The sequence below is a fragment of the Shewanella fodinae genome (genome assembly GCF_014651955.1).
GTDB lineage: Bacteria > Pseudomonadota > Gammaproteobacteria > Enterobacterales > Shewanellaceae > Shewanella > Shewanella fodinae.
Genome location: NZ_BMXW01000009.1, coordinates 114,985 through 134,931, shown reverse-complemented (window position 1 = coordinate 134,931; position 19,947 = coordinate 114,985). Strand labels below are relative to the sequence as shown.

Annotated in this window: 19 protein-coding genes and 1 tRNA gene; 13 read left to right on the top strand and 7 right to left on the bottom strand. The window is 50.3% G+C overall.

Translation table 11 applies throughout. The features are described 5' to 3' along the window. Positions 1-134: 134 nt before the first annotated feature. A complete protein-coding gene (locus IE064_RS10375) occupies positions 135-1,496 on the bottom strand; it encodes an MATE family efflux transporter (RefSeq protein ID WP_189617749.1) in 1,362 nt (453 codons plus the stop codon). Positions 1,497-1,515: 19 nt separating this feature from the next. Here IE064_RS10375 and IE064_RS10370 point away from each other — a divergent pair, with 19 nt between their 5' ends. The 4 genes from IE064_RS10370 (at position 1,516) to IE064_RS10355 (ending at position 5,918) form a co-directional block, all read left to right on the top strand. After that, positions 1,516-2,571 carry a polysaccharide deacetylase family protein gene (locus IE064_RS10370; RefSeq protein ID WP_189617748.1) on the top strand — a complete coding sequence of 352 codons (1,056 nt, stop codon included), beginning with the start codon at positions 1,516-1,518 and terminating at the stop codon, positions 2,569-2,571. A 215-nt stretch (positions 2,572-2,786) separates the two neighbouring features. Continuing rightward, a complete protein-coding gene (locus IE064_RS10365) occupies positions 2,787-3,515 on the top strand; it encodes a glycosyltransferase family 2 protein (RefSeq protein ID WP_133038958.1) in 729 nt (242 codons plus the stop codon). Further along, positions 3,496-4,200 (top strand): TVP38/TMEM64 family protein, encoded by a 705-nt coding sequence (locus IE064_RS10360; RefSeq protein WP_189617747.1) that lies wholly within the window; start codon positions 3,496-3,498, stop codon positions 4,198-4,200. Before IE064_RS10365 ends, IE064_RS10360 begins: the two co-directional genes overlap by 20 nt. After that, positions 4,197-5,918 carry an ArnT family glycosyltransferase gene (locus IE064_RS10355; RefSeq protein WP_189617746.1) on the top strand — a complete coding sequence of 574 codons (1,722 nt, stop codon included), beginning with the start codon at positions 4,197-4,199 and terminating at the stop codon, positions 5,916-5,918. Before IE064_RS10360 ends, IE064_RS10355 begins: the two co-directional genes overlap by 4 nt. Before the next feature lie 70 nt (positions 5,919-5,988). On the opposite strand, the gene IE064_RS10350 is transcribed toward IE064_RS10355, so the two are convergent. Next, positions 5,989-6,474 carry a cell division inhibitor SulA gene (locus IE064_RS10350; RefSeq protein ID WP_189617745.1) on the bottom strand — a complete coding sequence of 162 codons (486 nt, stop codon included), beginning with the start codon at positions 6,472-6,474 and terminating at the stop codon, positions 5,989-5,991. After that, positions 6,471-7,091 (bottom strand): transcriptional repressor LexA, encoded by a 621-nt coding sequence (gene lexA / locus IE064_RS10345; protein ID WP_189617744.1) that lies wholly within the window; start codon positions 7,089-7,091, stop codon positions 6,471-6,473. Before lexA ends, IE064_RS10350 begins: the two co-directional genes overlap by 4 nt. Before the next feature lie 151 nt (positions 7,092-7,242). Between lexA and plsB the strand changes: the two genes are divergently transcribed. From plsB to IE064_RS10325, 4 genes are all read left to right on the top strand, one after another. Then, a complete protein-coding gene (gene plsB, locus IE064_RS10340) occupies positions 7,243-9,660 on the top strand; it encodes a glycerol-3-phosphate 1-O-acyltransferase PlsB (RefSeq protein WP_189617743.1) in 2,418 nt (805 codons plus the stop codon). Beyond that, positions 9,660-10,907 (top strand): tryptophan permease, encoded by a 1,248-nt coding sequence (mtr, locus tag IE064_RS10335; RefSeq protein ID WP_189617742.1) that lies wholly within the window; start codon positions 9,660-9,662, stop codon positions 10,905-10,907. Before plsB ends, mtr begins: the two co-directional genes overlap by 1 nt. A 105-nt stretch (positions 10,908-11,012) precedes the next feature. Continuing rightward, positions 11,013-11,086: transfer RNA gene (locus IE064_RS10330), tRNA-Gly, on the top strand. Between the two features lie 106 nt (positions 11,087-11,192). Then, complete coding sequence (locus IE064_RS10325; protein ID WP_189617741.1) at positions 11,193-11,969, top strand: VOC family protein; 777 nt, start codon at positions 11,193-11,195, stop codon at positions 11,967-11,969. Here IE064_RS10325 and IE064_RS10320 read toward each other — a convergent pair. The 3 genes from IE064_RS10320 to IE064_RS10310 form a co-directional block, all read right to left on the bottom strand. Next, complete coding sequence (locus IE064_RS10320) at positions 11,966-12,982, bottom strand: ribonuclease T2 family protein (RefSeq protein ID WP_189617740.1); 1,017 nt, start codon at positions 12,980-12,982, stop codon at positions 11,966-11,968. The two genes, IE064_RS10325 and IE064_RS10320, sit on opposite strands and share 4 nt — an antisense overlap. A gap of 190 nt (positions 12,983-13,172) precedes the next feature. Continuing rightward, positions 13,173-13,667, bottom strand: a complete 495-nt coding sequence (gene greB / locus IE064_RS10315) for a transcription elongation factor GreB (protein ID WP_189617739.1) — start codon at positions 13,665-13,667, stop codon at positions 13,173-13,175. 23 nt (positions 13,668-13,690) lie between these two features. Continuing rightward, positions 13,691-14,470, bottom strand: coding sequence for a TOBE domain-containing protein (locus IE064_RS10310; RefSeq protein WP_189617738.1), 780 nt, complete (start codon positions 14,468-14,470; stop codon positions 13,691-13,693). Positions 14,471-14,642: 172 nt separating this feature from the next. Here IE064_RS10310 and modA point away from each other — a divergent pair, with 172 nt between their 5' ends. The 5 genes from modA to envZ all read left to right on the top strand — a co-directional run bounded on the left by modA (position 14,643) and on the right by envZ (position 19,445). Next, complete coding sequence (gene modA, locus IE064_RS10305; protein ID WP_268244752.1) at positions 14,643-15,410, top strand: molybdate ABC transporter substrate-binding protein; 768 nt, start codon at positions 14,643-14,645, stop codon at positions 15,408-15,410. A gap of 13 nt (positions 15,411-15,423) precedes the next feature. Then, positions 15,424-16,122, top strand: coding sequence for a molybdate ABC transporter permease subunit (gene modB, locus IE064_RS10300; protein WP_133038946.1), 699 nt, complete (start codon positions 15,424-15,426; stop codon positions 16,120-16,122). After that, entirely contained in the window at positions 16,116-17,204 is a 1,089-nt protein-coding gene (gene modC / locus IE064_RS10295) for a molybdenum ABC transporter ATP-binding protein ModC (protein ID WP_189617736.1), read from the top strand. Before modB ends, modC begins: the two co-directional genes overlap by 7 nt. Positions 17,205-17,403: 199 nt before the next feature. Further along, positions 17,404-18,129: an osmolarity response regulator transcription factor OmpR gene (gene ompR / locus IE064_RS10290; protein WP_133038944.1), complete on the top strand. Its 726-nt coding sequence runs from the start codon at positions 17,404-17,406 to the stop codon at positions 18,127-18,129. Beyond that, a complete protein-coding gene (gene envZ / locus IE064_RS10285) occupies positions 18,126-19,445 on the top strand; it encodes a two-component system sensor histidine kinase EnvZ (protein WP_189617735.1) in 1,320 nt (439 codons plus the stop codon). The genes ompR and envZ overlap by 4 nt, the downstream gene beginning before the upstream one ends. A 1-nt stretch (position 19,446) precedes the next feature. Here the strand turns inward: envZ and IE064_RS10280 are convergent, their stop codons facing one another. Then, positions 19,447-19,920 carry a peroxiredoxin gene (locus IE064_RS10280; protein ID WP_189617734.1) on the bottom strand — a complete coding sequence of 158 codons (474 nt, stop codon included), beginning with the start codon at positions 19,918-19,920 and terminating at the stop codon, positions 19,447-19,449. Positions 19,921-19,947 lie beyond the last annotated feature (27 nt).

Sequence of the window (19,947 nt, the reverse complement as noted above, 5' to 3'; positions counted from 1 at the left end):
TTTACGGGCCGTAAGTAATCGCTTTATGCAAATGTCAGATCGCGATGCGCCTGCTAGGGCGCTGCTGGTAGGAGAGCCTTATAGGCGCATATGAAAAACCTCCGGCTATGCCGGAGGATATTTTTTTGGCGATGCTAAGTTAGGCTCGCTGTGACATGGCTTTTACCGCGAGTAAAGTGATTGCGGTTAAGCCAATAGTGGCCGCCCAGTGTCAGGCTGCGTGCTAACATAAAACAGCTGAGCGCCGCCCATAATCCATGATTGCCGAATGGCTGTAATAACCACCATACTGGCAAAAAACAGCCCAGCGTAGCCACCAGCATACTGTTGCGCATTACCGCCCCTTTGGCGGCGCCTATGTAGACACCGTCAAACAGATAGCAGCCGAACGCCAACAAGGGCATTAGTGCTAACCAGGGCAGATAGTTGTCTGCCGTTTCTCGCACGCTGCTGATGTCCGTTAGTAGCCCTATCAGCGGTTGCCCTGCCGCAAAAAACAGCACACAGAAACCGCATGCTGCCAGCAGCGACCAACTAAATGCCAGTGTTACTGCAGCTTTCACTGCTTGGTCTTGCCCTTTACCACAGGCTTGGCCTACTTCTGCTTCAGCATAATAGGCAATGCCATCTAACGCGTAGGCGATCAGTAACAGCAGATTCAGTAATACCGCATTGGCGGCAACTGTTTGGTCACTGATGCCTGCGCCTTTGAATGTCATAAAGGCAAAGGTGCCTTGCAAACATAAGCTGCGGATAAAGATATCGCGGTTGAGCTTTAACAATTGCATGAAGCCTTGCAGGTGCAACTGTTCTAATAAGGTGTTGAGTTTAACTGCTGGCATCAGTCGGAGCTCTTTTAGTACCACATAAAGAGCCACCGCACAGGCAATGATATCCGCCGCGACTGATGCCAGCGCCGCACCAGCGACGCCGAGATCTAGGCCAAGAACCAGCCACAGATCCAAAAAAATATTGGCAATATTGGCGATAATCAGCTGCCACATGGCGGCTCTTGGTCGTTGTCGCCCCAGTAGCCAACCCAACAACACCAAGTTGAGCAGTGCAAAGGGTGCTGACCAGATACGGATTAAAAAGTAACTTTTGGCGTGGGTCGCTACTTCAGTGCTAGCGTTGTTCAGATAATCTGCCACTGCCCAAATCGGGTTTTGCAGTAACAACAGCACAATACCTAAGCTAAGTGCCAGTAAACCAGATTGCAGTAGCAGCAGTTGTTGTTTGCTGCTGTCAGCTGCCCCGAAGGCCTGCGCTGTCAATCCGGTGGTTGCCATGCGCAGAAATCCCAACAACCAGAACAGCAATGTTATAATAGTGGACCCAAGTGCCACACCGCCGAGAAACCAGGCATTGCTTAGGTGACCAATGACGGCGGTATCCACCAGCCCCAACAAGGGAACGGTGATATTGGACAGGATCATGGGTAGTGCCAACGCCCACAAGCGTTGGTTTTTTTGCCGGTCAAACGGGCTGAAGCTCATAACTCTCCGGAGGTTGGTAATGTTGTGTGGTTTACGTGTGTTATTCACTCTGGCATTGCTGCTGACAACACAGTGCAGTTGGGCGGCAATTATTTTACAGTACCACCATGTCTCTGAAACTACACCTAAAGTGACCAGTGTAACGCCGGCACAATTCAAGCAGCAGATGCAATATCTCGCAGACAATGGCTTTCGTGTCGTGCCGTTAGCTGATGTTGTGCAAGCAATAAAAAGCAAGCAGGAACTACCGGCAAAAACGGTCGCCATTACCTTTGATGACGGCTACCGCAGCATTTTTGACACAGCGCGTCCTATCCTCAAGTCGTTTGGTTTCCCCTACACGCTATTTGTATCGGTTACGCCAACGGCCAAAGGCTACAGTGAAATGATGAGTTGGCAGCAGCTACGACAGCTGGCCGACGATGGTGTAACGATTGCCAATCACAGTTATGGGCATGAACATCTGATCCGTAAACTGGCAGGTGAAACGGAAGCGCAATGGTTGGCGCGGGTGAAGCAGAACCTGCTGGACACCGAAGCCGAGTTACTCGCCAAAACCGGACAGGATGTGAAAATGCTGGCATATCCGTATGGTGAATATAACGCTGCACTACAGCAGTTATTGTCAGAATTGGGGTATGTTGGCTTTGGTCAACAATCTGGTGCCGCTGGTCCCTATTCATCGCTAACGGCGTTACCTCGGTTTCCGGTCGCGGGCGCATACGCCAATATGGCGTCACTGCAGGTCAAACTGCAAGCACGCAATATGCCAGTGATCAGCAGTTTTCCCACTGATCCAGAACTCCGTGAAGGCCATTGGCGCCCGACATTACAGGTGACGTTGGATATGCAGGATATTAATCCGGCGCAGCTGCTTTGTTACTTACCGGGTCAGGACGCAGTAAAGCCCGAATGGACCAGTAATGACAGCTTCCAGATCCAGGCGGATAAACCTTTGCCTGCGGGGCGCTCTCGTTACAACTGCACCGTCCCGAGCAACCACGGCAGTGGTTATTATTGGTTTTCTCAGGCGTGGGTACGTCCAGATGATCGAGGACAATGGCTGGTTGAATAATGGCGTGTCTGATTAGCCATGCAGAGAGTAATCGGAGTAAGTTGCCGCAATTATCGGAAAAGCGTCATAAAACCGAGATAGTATCGAGGCTTAGTACTTGCTCCGTGCCATGAGTTTTAGGCATCATATGCGGATCATAATATTCCGCTAATAAATGGCCTTTAAGCTTATCAGTGGAAGCACAGATACCCGCAATGAGGGTCAGGAGCAACTTTTTGATTTCAGTAGTAATACCGGCCAAAGATGAAGCAGGCAATATTGGGCCGCTGATGGATGAAATTTGTCAGTCACTGCAGGGATTGACCGAATTTGAGATCCTGGTGGTGGATGATGGCAGTAGTGACGGCACTGCCCAGGAAGTGATCGACACCGCCAATAAAAATGGTTGTCTTGCCAAAGCAATTGTTCATCGCCATAGCACCGGCCAGAGTACCGCAGTTTGCACCGGTGTGCGCCATGCATCCGGTAAGTACATTGTCACTCTGGATGCGGACGGGCAAAACGATCCGGCTGATATTCCTGCAATGTTAAAGTTAACAGAACGTATTACTGCTGAGCATTTCTGTATTGCCGGTTATCGCAAAAATCGTAAAGACACCGCTTGGAAGCGTTTTCAATCGCGCTTTGCCAATAAAGTCCGCGATGCCATGCTACATGATGGCGTCCCAGACACTGGCTGCGGCTTGAAGCTGTTCCCTCGCGAGACTTTTTTACGGCTACCTTATTTCAACCATATGCATCGCTATATCCCGGCGTTAGTGCGACGTTTGGGCGGTGAGGTATTCATTTCGGTGGTGAATCACCGAGATCGTGGTGTCGGCGTGTCTAAATACACGGCATGGAACCGGATGTGGGTCGGCATTGTTGACATCCTTGGCGTTATGTGGCTGATCCGTCGTGCCAAAATTGCGGAGATAGAACGCGTTGACAGCAACCAGTCATAATGGTCTCAAACGCTTGGCAAAAGCCGGCGTTGTCGTACTTATCTTGTTGTTGCTGACATGGGCCGTAAAAGAAGGCTGGTTTGAGCACCTCACTGACAGTAATTGGGTTGCTCGCTTTGTAAAATCTCATGGCCTTTATGGCTGGGGATTATTGTTGGTCGCCGGTGGCTTATTTACTGCGGTGGGTGGGCCTCGGCAGGTGATTGCCTTTGTATTTGGCTTCGCTATCGGTGGTTGGCAAGGCGCATTGTACTCAACATTAGCCGCATTAGTGGGTTGTGTTATGAGTTTTTATGTGGCGCGCCTGACTTTTCGCACGAGTTTGCAAAAACGCTTTGGGCGTAAACTGCTGAAGTTTGAAGCGTTGGTTATCCGCAATACTTGGCTTAAAGTTCTGATGATCCGACTATTGCCGGTGGGTAGTAACCTGTTAACCAATCTGTTTGCTGGCGCCACCCATGTTCCCGCACGTGGTTTTTTGCTGGGAAGTGTCATAGGTTATCTGCCGCAGATGTTGATATTTGCTTATGCCGGGGCCGGACTTGGCCTGTCTGATCATGTGCAATTGATCATCAGTATCGCACTGTTTTTGATTTCCAGCATTATCGGCGCTTACCTGTACCGCAGTCGCTTGCGGCGGCAAGTGGACGAACTGATTTCCGAAGATGAAGAGACCGCGCAATGAATTTCCTGCTAAAACCGTTTGATTCGGATGATTATCGCCGAGTGTTCTGGGCATTGTTCTGGCTGACACTGGTGGTGATGTTGTTAGGCATTGGTTTCCGCTCTCCCTGGCCAGCAGATGAGCCAAGATTTGTGGAAGCCGCGCGTGAGATGGTCTCCAACGGGCAGTGGCTGTTCCCTAGCCGTGGTGGTGAATTCTATCCTGATAAACCACCAGTGTTCATGTGGGCGATTGCGCTGTGTTATCTACTCCTTGGCAATCTCAAACTGGCATTTCTACTACCCAATGCATTGTGCGGCTTATTAACCGTGATGTTGGTGTTTGATCTCGGGGCCAGACTGTGGAATGTGCGTATCGGTCGCAACGCCGCCTTATTGCTGATGTTGGTGCCGCAATTTCTGGTGCAAACTAAAAATGCCCAAATAGATGCGATGGTGATGTGCTGGATTACGGTCGGTTGTTATGGGTTAGTTCGCCATTTTATGGTGGGGCCTAACTGGCGCTGGTATTTTGTCTCTTGGGCATTCATGGGGCTTGGTGTCATTACCAAAGGCGTGGGTTTTCTACCGCTGTTGATGTTGATACCGCTGGCTGTTTACGCTTGGCGTCAGAAGCTGTATTTGCCAAGCTGGAAATGGAAGGCCGCACTTGGGCCATTAGTGATGCTGGCGGTCATCGCCGCTTGGCTGGTACCTATGGTATTGACGGTGTTACACAATGGCTCCCCAGAGTACACCGCCTATATGAATAATATTCTGTTCAAGCAAACAGGTCACCGTTATGCCAATGCTTGGCATCACATCAAACCGTGGTACTTCTTTATTGTCAGCGTTATCCCTTGGTTGTGGTTCCCGTTGCCCTTTTTGGCAATTGCACACTGGAAAACATTTGTCTCACGCCTAAAGTTAGATCCGCAAATTGCCATTCTGTTGCTGTGGGTCGCGTTGGTGATAGTGTTTTTCAGTATCAGCCCTGGTAAGCGTAATCTGTATATTCTACCGGCCTTACCTATGGCAGCGTTGGCGATGGCCGCCGCATTGCAAGGGGTTGATCGTAAGCGCTGGTTTGAGTGGTTGGTTAGTGGCCTGATGTGGCTGGTCACCGTGGTGACTTTAGTGCTCGGTGGCTTGGCGGTGGCAGAATCACCATGGTTACTGGACAAGCTTGCCGACTACACCGACAACCTCGCGCGGTTCGGATACTTTCTGCTGAGCATGGGGTTGCTGTTTGCTTTGGTATTACTGGTAACTCGTCGCTCATTTTCACTGATACGAGCTGGCGTAATGACCTTTATTGGATGGGTGCTGTATGCCAGTTGGGGCTACCTGTTACTGGATTCCGTAAGAACGCCAAAAGCGGTATTGCAGCACACCGCCGAGGTGATTGGGGCGGATGCCCAACTTGGGCTTATCCATTTCAAGGAACAATTTATTCTGTTTTCGCCGCTGGATATCACCCATTTCAGCTATCTGGCTCCGGTTGCAGAGCAGGAGCGTAATGCTTGGCGGTGGATGCAGCAGGGGACTCAGCACTACCTGTTGGTACCTGGTGGTGATAAGTTGCAATGCTTTGATATGAGCAAAGGTCGCAACATGGGAACCGCTCACCGAGAAGATTGGTATCTGTTAGGACCAGATGCCATGAATGCGAGTTGTCCTGAGCCGGAACAGGTAGAGGTTTATCATACCGAGCGTCCGGGACAATGGATGCGTGAATAGTGAAATACACATAATAAAAAACGCAGCATAAGCTGCGTTTTTTATTACCGGTATGGAATATGGCAGGAGGTTAGTGAACGGCTTGCAGTTTGGGAAGTGAGTCAGTCGTTTCTGTGGTAGCGTTGGTCTCCAGTACAAAACCCATGGCGCGCGCACTTTTCGCCACCAATTGCAACCGACGTTTGTCTTTATGATCTAACTGTTCTACCCAACTGATCACGGCACTAGAGGTGCCACTAGTCAGTGCTTTCTCCATTGCCCACAATGCTTCAACTTCATCGCGGGCGCGTACTTGTAACACTCTGTCCATTCTCACGCCGGCACGAGCTAGCAACGCTTTGTAACCTATGTTGTTTTCTGGATTAATCAATACAATCCAGCGGCCTTGTTGGCTCAGTTGGGCCAATTGTGCGCTCAACTGCTGCAGTTCCTGTCGTCCCAAAGTGCGCGTTGCTAGATTGGAGATGCCAGTACGTTGCCACGGGGTACTTGTGGCATATACGGTTTCCTGCCATAGCCCCGGATGGCTGGGAGCATTACCCATCAGTATACTCATAGCCAATCTCCATTACGGATGACACCTACGGCCAGACCTTCAATGGTCAATGGCTGTTGTGTAAGATCCACTCTGATCGGCTGATAATCGTCATTTTCAGGGTGTAAAAGTACAATATTACCTTTCTTTTCAAAGCGTTTTACTGTTACATCGTCTTCGACTCTGGCCACCACCACTTGGCCATTACGAGCATCTTGTACTTTGTGTACTGCCAGCAAATCGCCTTCTAGAATGCCAATGTTCTTCATACTGTCACCCCGAACGCGTAGCAGAAAATCTGCACTGGGATGAAACATAGCCGGATCTACCTGATAGTACTGCTCGACATGTTCTTGCGCGAGAATGGGCTCGCCTGCAGCCACTTGACCGATCAACGGTAATCCCAGTTGTTCTATATTGTCTTCGTCCATTGGCAAACGAATACCGCGTGATGTGCCCGGCATAATTTCAATGCAGCCTTTTTTGGCTAACGCCTTCAGATGTTCTTCGGCGGCGTTTGCACTTTTGAAGCCAAGCCGACTAGCAATTTCAGCACGGGTTGGTGGCATGCCAGTTTCGGCAATATTGTTCTTAATCAGCTCCAGGATTTGCGCCTGTCGTGGTGTCAGCGGTCTCATGTCGATTCCTGTTTTTCCATACAGTAACTGTTAGTATATACAGTATTTTAGGTAGCGCAAGTATTAACCAGTTATCAGACTGTTGGCTAAGGGTTGGTTTATTCTGGTATTCTACAACGCTATTGACTGAGGTTTAGATTCTATACAAACGATGTCCAAACAAGACTCTCTCTGGCGTACATCTCTGCGTTGGTTGCAGCGGCAACTGGTGCACTCAGTGGTTGTACCGCAGGATCCATTCACTGATCTGAATCTGGATCCATCAAAGCCCATGGCTTATGTGATGAAAACGGAATCGCAAAGCGATATTGCCGCACTGGCGGACGTTACCGATAAGCTGGGCTTGCCTAGTCCTTATGAACCCATGCAAGTGGCTGATGTGCAACTTCCTCGAGTTGTGTGTCTGGAAGGTGCTAAACCGCTGCTGGGTGCCCGTAAAGATGATATGCCATTTCTCAACAGCTTCACGCTGCTGCTGAATTTACACCAGGCTGATACTTCGCTGGACATTCAGTTGGTTCCCGTAAGTTTGTACTGGGGGCGAACACCCGGTAAAGAAGACGATTCTATGCGCGCCGCCGTTTTTGAGCGGGAGAGTCCGACCTGGTTACGCAAATTTCTGATGATTCTGTTTTTGGGGCGCGACAACTTTGTGCAGTTTTCCAATGCGGTGTCCCTACGTTGGATGGCCGACCAGCACGGTACTGACAAAGCGATAGCCCATAAGTTGTCACGGGTGGCGAGAGTCCATTTCAGTCGTCAGCGAAAAGTGATGACTGGGCCGGTTCTCCCTAATCGGCAGGCATTATTTGCAGATCTATTACAGTCAGCCAATCTAACCGAAGCGATTCAGGAAGAAGCCAGCAGTAAGAAGATCCCAGAGGTGGAAGCCCGTGCGCAAGCGGAGGCTTATCTGGAAGAGATCGCGGCCGACTACTCAGATGGTCTGATCCGCATTTCCAAGCGGTTACTGACGCTGCTGTGGCACAAGCTGTATCGTGGTATCTCGATTCGCGGTGCTGAGCATGTGCGGCAATTGCATCATGATGGTCACGAAATCGTTTATGTGCCGTGCCATCGTAGTCATATGGACTATTTGTTGCTGTCCTATCTGTTGTATTTCGAAGGTATGGTGCCACCGCACATCGCCGCGGGTATCAATCTGAATTTTTGGCCAGCAGGGCCATTGTTCCGCCGTGGCGGTGCGTTTTTTATTCGCCGCAGCTTTAATGGCAACAAATTGTATACCGCGGTGTTTAAGGAATATCTCGATCAGCTGTTTGCCAAAGGTTATTCCGTGGAATATTTCACCGAAGGTGGTCGTTCTCGCACTGGTCGGCTACTGTCGCCCAAGACCGGTATGTTAGCGATGACGGTGAACTCGGTGCTACGGGGAATTGACCGCCCAGTAACCTTGGTGCCGGTATATCTGGGGTATGACCATGTGATGGAAGTGGCGACCTATCTTAAGGAACTCAGTGGTCGTAAAAAACAGAAAGAATCGGTATGGCAAGTGCTCGGCGCGGTGCGCAAGTTGGGGAACTTTGGCCGGGTCTATGTGAATTTTGGTGAGCCAATTAATCTACAGAACTTCCTCTCTACATATGCCCCCGGTTGGCGTGAAAGCATGGCGCAGGATCTCGAACAGAAACCCGTCTGGTTAACCCCCGCAGTAAACAATCTGGCGACCAGCGTCATGACTCATATTAACGATGCGGCAGCGGCTACCGCTGTGTCATTGATCAGCTTGGTATTGCTATCAACTAAACAACACGCATTGGAACGGCAGCAGTTGGAAAAGCAGCTGGATTTTTACCTGGATTTGTTACATCAAGTGCCGTACACAAATTTTGCTTCTGTAGCCGAGGGTGACGGCCGCGAGCTGTTGCGGCAGGGGATAGAACTCAACAAGTTTTGTCTGGATAACGACGGTTTGGGCGATATTGTCTCCATTGATGAAAAAGTCGCTATTACCATGACCTATTACCGTAACAATGTGCTGCATCTGTTTGCCGTGCCCGCGTTACTGGCGAGCTGCTTGTTGAATCTGGAACACTGCAATCGTGAACAACTCTCAACCGTGGTGGCAAAATTCTATGCACTGCTGCAAGCAGAGCTGTTTATGGGGCAAAGAACATTGACGGCTTATATAGAACAGATGCTGCAACGGTTTGAACATGCGGGTTATATCTCGGCGGAATTAGTGGTTAGCCAGAGCGGCGTGAATGCCTTAGGGCTACTGGCGGAAACCATGAGTGAAACTTTGCAGCGTTACGCTATTATTTTTAACCTGTTATCAGCACGTCCAGACATTGAGCGCGGCGATCTGGAAAGTGAAAGTCATTTGCTGGCCAGTCGTTTGGGCGCTTTGCACGGTATTACCGCGCCTGAATTTTACGATAAAAAATTATATGCCATTCTCAGTATCCGTCTGAAGGAACTGGGGTATTTGTGCGGTTCTGACAATCAATCGGCTATTCATCAGATGCGAGATTACAGCAATCTGCTGCTGCGGCCGGAGATCCGTCAAACCATAGAAGATAGTATCCAGAGCAGACAGGAGTCTTGATGAACACAAAGGATGTCAGCGCCAAAGCTCCCTCGTTGCTCGGTGGGGCAATGATCATCGCCGGTACGACTGTTGGTGCCGGTATGTTCTCGCTGCCGGTTGTCAGTGCGGGTATGTGGTTTGGCTATTCGGTGCTGATGCTGTTGGTGGTGTGGTTCTGCATGTTGATGTCGGGACTGTTGTTGTTGGAAACTAACCTGCATTTCGAACCGGGGGCCAGTTTCGATACGCTGACGCGAAAAACCCTCGGGCAGTTTTGGCGGGTAGTCAACGGTGCCTCAATCGCTTTTGTGCTCTATATCCTCACGTATGCCTATATCAGTGGTGGTGGCTCCATTGTCAATCATTATCTGGCGGGGGCCGATGTCAGCTTACCGCAAAGTGCTGCCGCGCTGTTGTTTGCATTGGTACTGGCCATCATTGTTTTTATCAGTACCAAAGCGGTAGACCGGGTCACGTCGATTATGATTGGTGGCATGGTGATCAGCTTCTTGCTGGCCATCGGTCACCTGTTTAGTGGCGTGGATAGCGTAAAATTGTGGCAACCTGATGGACCTCAACAGTTTACTCCTTACATCTGGGCCGCCATTCCGTTCGGTCTTGCCAGTTTTGGTTATCATGGCAATGTCCCGTCGTTGGTCAAATACTATGGGCATCGTCCAGCATTGATTGTCAAAGCATTGTTTATTGGTACTTTTGTCGCTTTGGTTATCTATCTCGGCTGGTTGGTTGCAACCATGGGCAACCTGTCACGCAGCAATTTCAGCGAGATCATTGCGCAGGGGGGCAATATGGGGGTGCTGGTGGAAGCGTTGGGGAAAACCATGCCTTCCAGTTTATTGGACTCTCTGCTAACACTGTTTGCCAACCTAGCAGTCGCTTCCTCTTTTCTAGGGGTTACCTTGGGGCTGTTTGACTATGTCGCGGATCTATTTGGTTTTGATGATAGCCATAATGGCCGAATCAAAACCGCGGCCGTCACTTTCTTGCCGCCAGCAATCATGGGGGTGTTGTTTCCCAACGGTTTTTTGGTGGCGATTGGTTTTGCTGCATTGGCAGCGACTATCTGGGCGGTGATTGTGCCAGCACTGATGGCCTATCGTTCGCGGCAGATGTTTGCTGAGGCAAAACGCTTCCAAGTGCCTGGCGGCACGCCGCTGATAGCACTGGTGATAGCGTTTGGTATGCTCACCGCCGTGTGCCATCTTTTGGCACTGGCCGACATTTTGCCGCAATTTCGGGGATAATTTGAGCGGTTGTTTGCCGTGACAGTCAGAGCCACTGCAAGCTGCTTGACTTTACTCCTAAAGTCAGTAATTTATGGTGCCACTGCTGAGGCAGTCATATCTTCTGCGGGTGTAGTTCAATGGTAGAACGGCAGCTTCCCAAGCTGCATACGAGGGTTCGATTCCCTTCACCCGCTCCATATTTTATCTCATCTCCTGGCTCACTTAGTTTATTAATCTGTCACGTGCACTGTTGCAATCTTCTGCTTTAATAAAAGTTCAGCGGCGAGAATCAGGATGGCAACGATGAAAGTCACACAGTATCAACACGGGCAACCTTGCTGGAGTGAGTTGGCCAGCAGTAATAGCGAGCAGGCGAAGCATTTTTACCAGCAGTTATTTGGCTGGGATTATCTGGACATGCCGCTGCCACAAGGAAGTTATTCCATGAGCCGATTACATGGTGATGATATCGGCGCCATCTATCCATTAGCACCGCAACAACAGCATATGCCCAGTCATTGGACCTGCTATTTTGCTGTTGATGATGTGGACGCAACCATCAATGCTGTGCAAATGGCTGGTGGTCAGTTACTGATAGGGCCTCATGATGTTGCTGATGCTGGCCGTATGGCTCTGTTTGCTGATCCAGAAGGCGCCTGCTTTGCCGTTTGGCAGGCAGGGGCTCACCCGGGAGCGAAGCGCTTTGATGAGGTTAACAGCTTATGCTGGGTTGAGTTGGCTTGCCGTAGTGCTAAAACAGCCCGGGATTTTTATCCTCAGATCTTTGGCTGGCAGGTTAGGATCAGCAGTAATCCAGACTTTGACTATACCGAATGGCAATTGGGCGATGCTAGTCTCGGTGGCATGATGCAGATGGATGAACAATGGGGTGATACCACTCCCCACTGGATGCTGTATTTCGCAGTTGAGGACTGTGATGCGACGGTCGCGACGGCACGCGCAATGGGAGGCGATGTTTGTGTGCCTCCCACTGACATTCCCGAAGTAGGGCGTTTTGCCGTACTTAAAGATTGCACTGGTGCGGTATTTTCTGTAATCCGCTTGTCGCCAGTGTTTTAGGGCCGGTCAATGCGGAATTTGCGGCCACAATTACCGGGACGCACCGTTGCCGCTTGTTGCAATAGCTGGGGTAACGCCGCGTCTTCAGCAATGGTTGCTGGCAATGACAGGCGAATTTCGGTGAGCATATCCTTATCGCATTTTAATGTCAGTTTATGCTCACTACCTTCGCCAAATGCCCGTTTCCAAGCATGCAGAAAATCCTGCTTTTTCACTGTACCGCCCAAATGCGCATTGATGAAACTCACTATCGGTGCCGCATCATTAACTTGTCCGGCCAGGCGAATTGCCAACTGGTAGTAGTTGTCTGGCTGCGTGTCGCGACAACTACCATGTTTCCACCATTCGTGTCGCTCCAGACAACTACCAAACGCATAGCTCGGCATCAGTTGTTTCAGCGCGGTGGATGTCTGTTCGGTTAACTGCAGCGCCGGATAATCACAAAAATTACGGGGTTGCTGTTTTACATCGCCACAGTAGCCGTAATTGCTGCCACAGCTGCTTTTGTTAGGCCACAGGCCGTGCAGGGTAAAGTGTCCTGCGGCATAGCTTTTACGATCTAGGGCTTTGCATTCTGGTTTATTGCTACCACGTAACTCACAAAAAGCGCTTTGCCAAGAGAGCGCCAGCACTTGGCTGTCAAAACTCTGTTGCAGGTCGCAGCTACCGTTTGTTGCTATAGCTTCGGGGGCCGGGGTTGTCAGATGACCGCATTCTGCGGCTATCCAGCGCAGTGGTGCCTGTGGTTCCGTCGTGGTCACCCGGAACCAATGGGGGTTGGGTGTTCCCAGCACTTCTTTAACCACAAACGCCTGTCCTGGGGTGCTGTGCAGGTTACCCGGATTGGTGTGTTTATTCTTGGATTGATATAACGGACAGGAGCGGTCGGCCACAAACGTCCCGTCATCAACGGGGGCCGCCAGACTGCTGTGGCTGAAAGCAAACAGCAGAGTCATTCCCAATATTGTTTTAACCATGCCGCCCAGATTAAAACGATATTCAGTGCTTGGCATTCGTGAAATCCTGATTTCAAGTAACTGATAAAGCCAATTAATATTTTGATTTGCCTTAAATTTATAACTCCGTAAACAGCGGGCACTGATTTTACGGTAATGGTATTCCGGTGGTTCTGATAGCGGACGCAATCTTGGTCTTGCGGCGTTACTGAAAACAGTCGCTGCAGATTGCGCTGTAGTTACGGCATCACTCCTCTTCGGCTGTAAAAGGTTGATACTGAATGGCATTGATATACCACTCTTTGAGCCCAGACGGTGTCTGAACTCTTACCTCGTCATCCACCTGTTTGCCAATTAACGCTCGAGCCATTGGCGAATCAATGGTGATGTAACCTTTTTTGGTATCAATTTCGTCTTTACCTACAATGCGGTATCTGACTACAATTCCTTCATCGTTTTCCAGCTCTACCCAGGCACCGAAATATACCTTTCCTTCCTGCTTCGGGGAGTAGTCCACAATACTCAGTTCATCAAGACGTTTGGCCAAGTACCGTACCCGGCGATCAATCTGCCGTAATAAACGCTTGTTATAGGTGTAATCAGCATTTTCAGAACGGTCGCCTTGCGCGGCAGCTTCTTGAACTTTCAAGGTAATCTCTGGACGATATTGCTTCCAGAGGTATTTCAGTTCCCGGTCAAGAGCTTCCCATCCCTTACGGGTGATAAGAGGTGCATTGTTCATTGAGGTAACTTGTTGTGCTCCCGCTAATTCATCGTCGCGATGATGGTATTTTCTGGACTGAAGCCAGCATAAAAATAATCGCCCAACTGCAGTTCAATGCCGGTAAGTGTATCGTTAGTCACCGACGCGTACACCTTCTCACCATTACCAATATCCAGCGTGATTTCACTTTTGTCGTCATTGCGCTTGATATCCAGCAGCTGTCCTTGCAGACAATTGCCATGAGTCACGGCGTGTTTATGGATCAACACCGCTGGGGCTTTTACAAGTAACAACACTTTTTTACCTGGTTGCAATCCCAGACGATCAGTGCTGGCGTGGGTGATAGCGGCCTGCACTTGCTGACCATTGGTCAGTTGCACCAGCACATTATCGCTGAGTGTATCACCTTGTAAGGCGACTATCTCTCCGGTTAACTGATTGCGAGCACTGGTTTTTAATGAGAAATGTGCCATCAGCTCCAACAGATTATCCATGGGTACCGCCTCATCCAGTAAGGCTTCCAGCGCCATATCTTGCATCTGTTCCATCAGTTCATACACTTTCAGCAACCGATGACCAAAAGGCGTGAGCTGCGCACCGCCGCCGCCTTTGCCGCCTTTTTCACTCGTCACCAGTGCGGTATCGGCTTGCTGGTTCATATCGTTGACGGCATCCCAGGCGGCCTTATAGCTAATTCCCGCTTCGCGAGCGCCTTGACTGATGGAGCCGCTATCCCGGATTTGTAATAACAGCTTGATACGCCGCGGATTCGCAAACAGCTTTTGTTGATCATTCAGTGTCAGCAGGGCTTTAAGATTCATCGCAGTGATTACCAGCCAAATGTTAGCGGTATTTTCGTTCAAAGCTGACGGAAAAACCACCTCGGATCACGAAACTTGTGGAATGAGTTGTTTAACGTTATGTAGTGATGTATATAACGATATACGTTTTACGCAGTATCCTAACTTCGGCTTCATAAAAAAAGGGAAAATGATGAAATCACTGATGCGTGTGTTGCTGGCCTCGGCGTTGGGGCTGGTATTGAGCTTTGGTGTCAGTGCCAAAGAAAAAGTGACAGTGTTTGCCGCTGCCTCGTTAACTAATGCGCTGACAGATATTGGTCAGAACTTCGATAAAGAACACGGTACTGAAACTGTGTTTTCGTTTGCTTCATCCTCGACGTTGGCGCGGCAGATTGCCCAAGGTGCGCCAGCGGAGTTGTTCCTGTCTGCAAACCAAAAATGGATGGATTATCTGGTTGAAAACAAGGCGGTAGACAGCAACAGTCGCGTCACTTTGTTACATAATGCGCTGGTGCTGATTGCGCCTAAGAGTAGTACAGCCAAGGACGTTAGCATTTCTGCCTCTTGGGACGTGAAAGCGGCAGTTGCCGATAGCCGTTTAGCGGTAGGGGATCCGGATCACGTACCTGCGGGCCGTTATGCTAAAGAATCGTTGGAAAATTTGGGACTGTGGGCGCAAGCAGAGCCATTGTTAGCCCGGGCTAACAATGTCCGTGCCGCGTTAGCACTGGTAGAACGTGGTGAAGCGCAATTGGGTATTGTGTATGCCACCGATGCGTTGGTTTCTAACGAGGTCAAAACGCTGGCTGTTTTCCCAGAAACCAGTCATAAACCGATTGCTTATCCGTTGGCATTGGTCAACAGCAAACCGTCAGCAGCGGCCAAGGTGTTCTATGATTATCTGCAAACAGACGCCGCTAAAGCCGTGTTTGTTAAATATGGTTTTATTATCAAGTAAAGGGCATTGACGTTTGGCGTTACTGACAGAGTATGAAGTCGCCGCATTGCTACTTAGCCTGAAAGTGTCCCTGACGGCAGTCTGTTGTAGTCTGCCGGCGGGGATTTTCATCGCTTGGGTGCTCGCTCGGTTTGATTTTCCTGGTAAATCTTTGCTGGATGGGGTGATCCATTTACCCCTAGTGTTGCCGCCTGTGGTTGTCGGTTATCTACTGTTGATCTCCATGGGGCGCGCGGGTTGGATAGGGCACTGGCTATACGAGACCTTTGGCATCAGCTTTGCGTTTAGCTGGCGCGGTGCGGCATTAGCAGCGGCGGTGGTATCGTTTCCGTTGATGGTCAGGGCGATTCGGCAGGCATTCGAAGCCGTGGATACTCGGCTAGAGGAAGCGGCCCAGACCTTAGGGGCCGGTAAACTACGGGTATTCTTTACCATCAGTTTACCGTTAACCGCGCCGGGCATTGTATCGGGCATGGTACTGGCCTTTGCCCGCAGTTTGGGCGAATTTGGCTCCACCATCACTTTTGTGTCAAACATCCCCGGCGAAACCCGCACAATCCCCTTAGCCATGTATTCGTTTATTGAAACCCCGGGCGCGGAAGCGCAAGCCGGGCGTTTGTGTGTTATCGCCATTATCATTTCGCTGTTGTCGTTAGTCGCGTCGCAGTGGTTGGGTAAAAGGGCACAGCAGAGGGCTCATGGACAATGCTGAGTATTAAGGTAAAACGGCAGTTGGGTGAGACTTTGCTGGATGTTGATGTGGCTTTGCCGTTGCAAGGTGTTAGCGCTGTTTTTGGGCGCAGCGGGGCCGGTAAAACTTCATTGGTGAATATCCTCGGCGGGTTAGCTGTGCCAGACAGCGGTGAAATCAGGCTGGGGGAGCGCTGGCTTTACCACTCGGATAAACACATTAATTTGCCACCAGAGAAACGCAACGCTGGCTTTGTGTTTCAGGATGCTCGGTTGTTCCCGCATTATCGGGTGCGTGGCAATCTGAACTATGGTCGTAAAGGCAGCAAATCGGCAAAGCAGTTTGATAGTGTGGTGCAGTTGCTAGGGCTGGAACAGTTGTTGGAACGTTACCCTGCCAGCCTGTCCGGCGGTGAAAAACAACGTGTGGCTATTGGCCGGGCGTTGCTGACAAATCCAGAGATTCTGCTGATGGATGAACCCTTAGCCTCGCTGGATTTACCGCGTAAACGCGAGTTATTACCCTATTTACAACGGTTAACCCGAGAACTAAATCTGCCCATCGTCTATGTCAGCCACAGTCTGGATGAAATTCTGCAATTGGCCGACCAGATGTTAGTGATAGATCAGGGCAAGGCGGTGATCTGTGGTCCACTAGAGCGGGTATGGGACAGTTCAGAATTAAGGCCTTGGCTGAGTCCGCAAGAGCAAAGCTCGTTGTTGCTAGCAACGGTGGCAGAAACACATCCCGATTACGCGATGACCCGGCTGCAGTTGGCAAACGGTGCCAGCCTCTGGGTTAATCGGACGCTGCGTGAACAAGGCGAGCGGATCCGGGTGCGCATTCATAGCAATCAGGTGTCTGTGTGTACCGAAAAGCCAGTGGGCAGCAGCATTCGTAATGTGCTGCCAGTAACGGTAGAGCAGATTAATACGTCAGATGACAGCAACTATGTGCAGCTGCGATTACAACTGTCAGGTATGCCATTGTGGGCAAATATTACTCGTTGGTCACTGGACGAGCTGGCACTGAAGCCAGGATGTGCCATGTATGCACAAATTAAAGGGGTCAGCCTGACTGAGGCTGATTTAGCTCATTCTTAAACCTCTATCACCAAAACCTGAATAAAATGAATGAGCTTTGGCGCAGCTGGCTTAAAATTCCTGTTACAAAGTCTTGGGTAGTTTTTTGCGGCTTTAACCGCTAAATTTTGGCCTGACTTTCCACTTTTCGGTTACTATGGTGCAAAATCAGGCCTTATGATGCCGTTCGGCCTTCCGTTTGCTTTAAAGGAACTCTCGCATGGGACAAGAAACTTCCAAAATTCTGGTGGTTGACGATGATATGAGGCTGCGTGCCTTGTTGGAACGTTATCTGGTAGAGCAGGGATTCCAAGTGCGCAGTGCCGCCAATGCGGAGCAGATGGATCGTTTACTGGAGCGGGAAAATTTTCATCTGTTGGTATTGGATTTGATGTTGCCGGGTGAAGATGGCTTGTCAATTTGTCGCCGTTTACGTCAGCAAGGTAGTACCTTGCCGATTGTGATGCTGACCGCTAAGGGCGATGAAGTTGATCGCATCATTGGTTTGGAGTTAGGTGCGGACGATTACCTGCCAAAACCTTTTAACCCACGGGAATTGCTGGCGCGGATCAAAGCCGTGATGCGGCGCCAGTCGCAGGAAATTCCAGGGGCGCCATCACAGCAGGAAGAATTGGTTGAGTTTGGCGAATTCAGTCTCAACCTGGCAACTCGCGAGATGTACCATAACGATGAGTCTATTTCGCTTACCAGTGGTGAATTTGCCGTGTTGAAAGTGCTGGTGACGCATCCCCGTGAGCCATTATCCCGTGACAAGCTGATGAATCTGGCGCGTGGCCGCGATTACTCTGCGCTGGAGCGCTCAATTGATGTACAGGTTTCTCGGCTGCGACGTCTGATTGAAAAAGATCCGGCCAATCCGCGTTATATCCAGACGGTCTGGGGGCTCGGATACGTGTTTGTTCCGGACGGTGCACAACGTAAATGAAGCTTCGCTGGTGGCAGCGGCTGCTGCCGCGTAGCGCCTTTAGTCAGACGGTCATGCTGATTGGTTGTTTGTTGCTGATCAATCAGCTGGTTTCCTACCTCACTGTTACAGTTTACTTCATTAAACCCAGCTATCAGCAAATCAACCAACTGATTGCCAGGCAGATCAATTTGCTATTTGCCGACGGCGTCGATATTGGCCGGGAACATCTGACAATGGTGGATGCCCTCAATGCCAAGGTTCACGGCGATGAGATGCAGGTATATAACCAGCAGCAAGCGCGTGAAGCCGGCATTGAGCACACCACTTATTACGGATTTCTTTCCAGCCAGATGTCGCAATACCTCGGGGGCGAAGCGGAAGTGCGTATCTCCCAACATGATAATGGCTTGCAGATCTGGATCCGCCCGCCACAAGCGCCGTCCGTGTGGATCAAAGTGCCGCTGAATAGTTGGAATGAAAATGCTTTATCACCGTTAAACCTGTATTTGATGGTTATTGGTGCATTGAGTGTTGCCGGTGGTTGGTGGTTTGCGCGGCAGCAGAATCGGCCGTTACGGCGGTTGCAAAAAGCGGCAATAGCGGTATCGCGTGGCGATTTTCCTGAGCCTTTGCCGCTCTCTGGTTCATCCGAGATCATTGAGGTTACCAGTACCTTTAATCAGATGGCGCGCAGCATGAAACAACTGGAGCAGGATCGGGCGTTACTGATGGCTGGGATTTCTCATGATTTGCGCACACCTTTGACCCGTATTCGACTGGCGTCGGAGATGATGACCCCCGAGGATGCGTATTTGCAGGAAGGGATCATTAAAGACATTGAAGATATGGACGCCATCATCAATCAGTTTATTGCCTATATTCGGCAGGATCAGCAGGCGCACGAGCCGATGCAGATAAATCAATTGATTGAAGATTTAGTGCAATTGGAAGCCAAGCGCACTGACGGGATAGAAATGGTGCTGAGCCCCGATTGTCCGGTCATCAATATGAATATTATTGCGGTCAAGCGAGTACTCGCCAATCTGGTGGAAAATGCCAGACGTTATGGCAATGGTTGGATCCGTATCACCAGCGGCTGGGATAAGGAATGGGTACGGTTTTGTGTCGAAGATAACGGCCCAGGGATCCGGCCAGACCAGATCCAGACCTTATTCCAGCCGTTCACTCAAGGCGACACCGCCAGAGGCAGTGTCGGTTCAGGGCTCGGGCTGGCCATAATCAAGCGGATTGTTGAGCGCCATCAAGGGCAAATATTGCTGGATAATCGCCGTGAAGGCGGCTTACGCGCCACCGTCAGGTTACCCCGCGACTAAATTACAATGCCGCGAGAATCGTACGGGCATCGCTGACCTCAAAGGCTTTAGGCGCTTCGACGTTCAGCAATGTAACGACACCATCATCCACAATCATGGCATAGCGGCGTGAACGGATACCGCCGAAGTTACCTGTGTCAAATTCTAACCCCAGCGCCTTAGTGAAGGAACCACTGCCATCAGCCAGCATCATAAGTTCGGTGGCGTTTTGATCTTTTCCCCATGCCTGCATTACGAAGGCGTCGTTGACGGCCAGACAGGCAATCATGTCAACGCCTTTGGCTTTGATTTCATCGGCGAGCGCGACATAGCCGGGTAGATGAGCGTTGGAACAGGTTGGGGTGAAAGCGCCGGGTACTGCAAATAACACGGCCTTTTTCTTGGCGAATAATTCACGCACCTGATGCTCCACAACACCGTCTGCCGTGAGTTCACTAAGGATGCCTTCTGGCAACCGCTGACCTTGTGCAATCATAATGCAACTCCTTGTAAAAGTTATCGA

Excerpts from the sequence above, each read along its gene's own strand:
- IE064_RS10350 (WP_189617745.1), bottom strand. The coding sequence starts at position 6,474 with ATGAGTATACTGATGGGTAATGCTCCCAGCCATCCGGGGCTATGGCAG.
- mtr (WP_189617742.1), top strand. The coding sequence starts at position 9,660 with ATGAACACAAAGGATGTCAGCGCCAAAGCTCCCTCGTTGCTCGGTGGG.
- modC (WP_189617736.1), top strand. The coding sequence starts at position 16,116 with ATGCTGAGTATTAAGGTAAAACGGCAGTTGGGTGAGACTTTGCTGGAT.
- IE064_RS10310 (WP_189617738.1), bottom strand. The coding sequence starts at position 14,470 with ATGAATCTTAAAGCCCTGCTGACACTGAATGATCAACAAAAGCTGTTT.
- lexA (WP_189617744.1), bottom strand. The coding sequence starts at position 7,091 with ATGAGACCGCTGACACCACGACAGGCGCAAATCCTGGAGCTGATTAAG.
- envZ (WP_189617735.1), top strand. The coding sequence starts at position 18,126 with ATGAAGCTTCGCTGGTGGCAGCGGCTGCTGCCGCGTAGCGCCTTTAGT.
- greB (WP_189617739.1), bottom strand. The coding sequence starts at position 13,667 with ATGAACAATGCACCTCTTATCACCCGTAAGGGATGGGAAGCTCTTGAC.
- ompR (WP_133038944.1), top strand. The coding sequence starts at position 17,404 with ATGGGACAAGAAACTTCCAAAATTCTGGTGGTTGACGATGATATGAGG.
- IE064_RS10375 (WP_189617749.1), bottom strand. The coding sequence starts at position 1,496 with ATGAGCTTCAGCCCGTTTGACCGGCAAAAAAACCAACGCTTGTGGGCG.
- IE064_RS10320 (WP_189617740.1), bottom strand. The coding sequence starts at position 12,982 with ATGCCAAGCACTGAATATCGTTTTAATCTGGGCGGCATGGTTAAAACA.
- IE064_RS10280 (WP_189617734.1), bottom strand. The coding sequence starts at position 19,920 with ATGATTGCACAAGGTCAGCGGTTGCCAGAAGGCATCCTTAGTGAACTC.
- IE064_RS10325 (WP_189617741.1), top strand. The coding sequence starts at position 11,193 with ATGAAAGTCACACAGTATCAACACGGGCAACCTTGCTGGAGTGAGTTG.
- IE064_RS10370 (WP_189617748.1), top strand. The coding sequence starts at position 1,516 with ATGTTGTGTGGTTTACGTGTGTTATTCACTCTGGCATTGCTGCTGACA.
- modA (WP_268244752.1), top strand. The coding sequence starts at position 14,643 with ATGAAATCACTGATGCGTGTGTTGCTGGCCTCGGCGTTGGGGCTGGTA.
- IE064_RS10355 (WP_189617746.1), top strand. The coding sequence starts at position 4,197 with ATGAATTTCCTGCTAAAACCGTTTGATTCGGATGATTATCGCCGAGTG.
- plsB (WP_189617743.1), top strand. The coding sequence starts at position 7,243 with ATGTCCAAACAAGACTCTCTCTGGCGTACATCTCTGCGTTGGTTGCAG.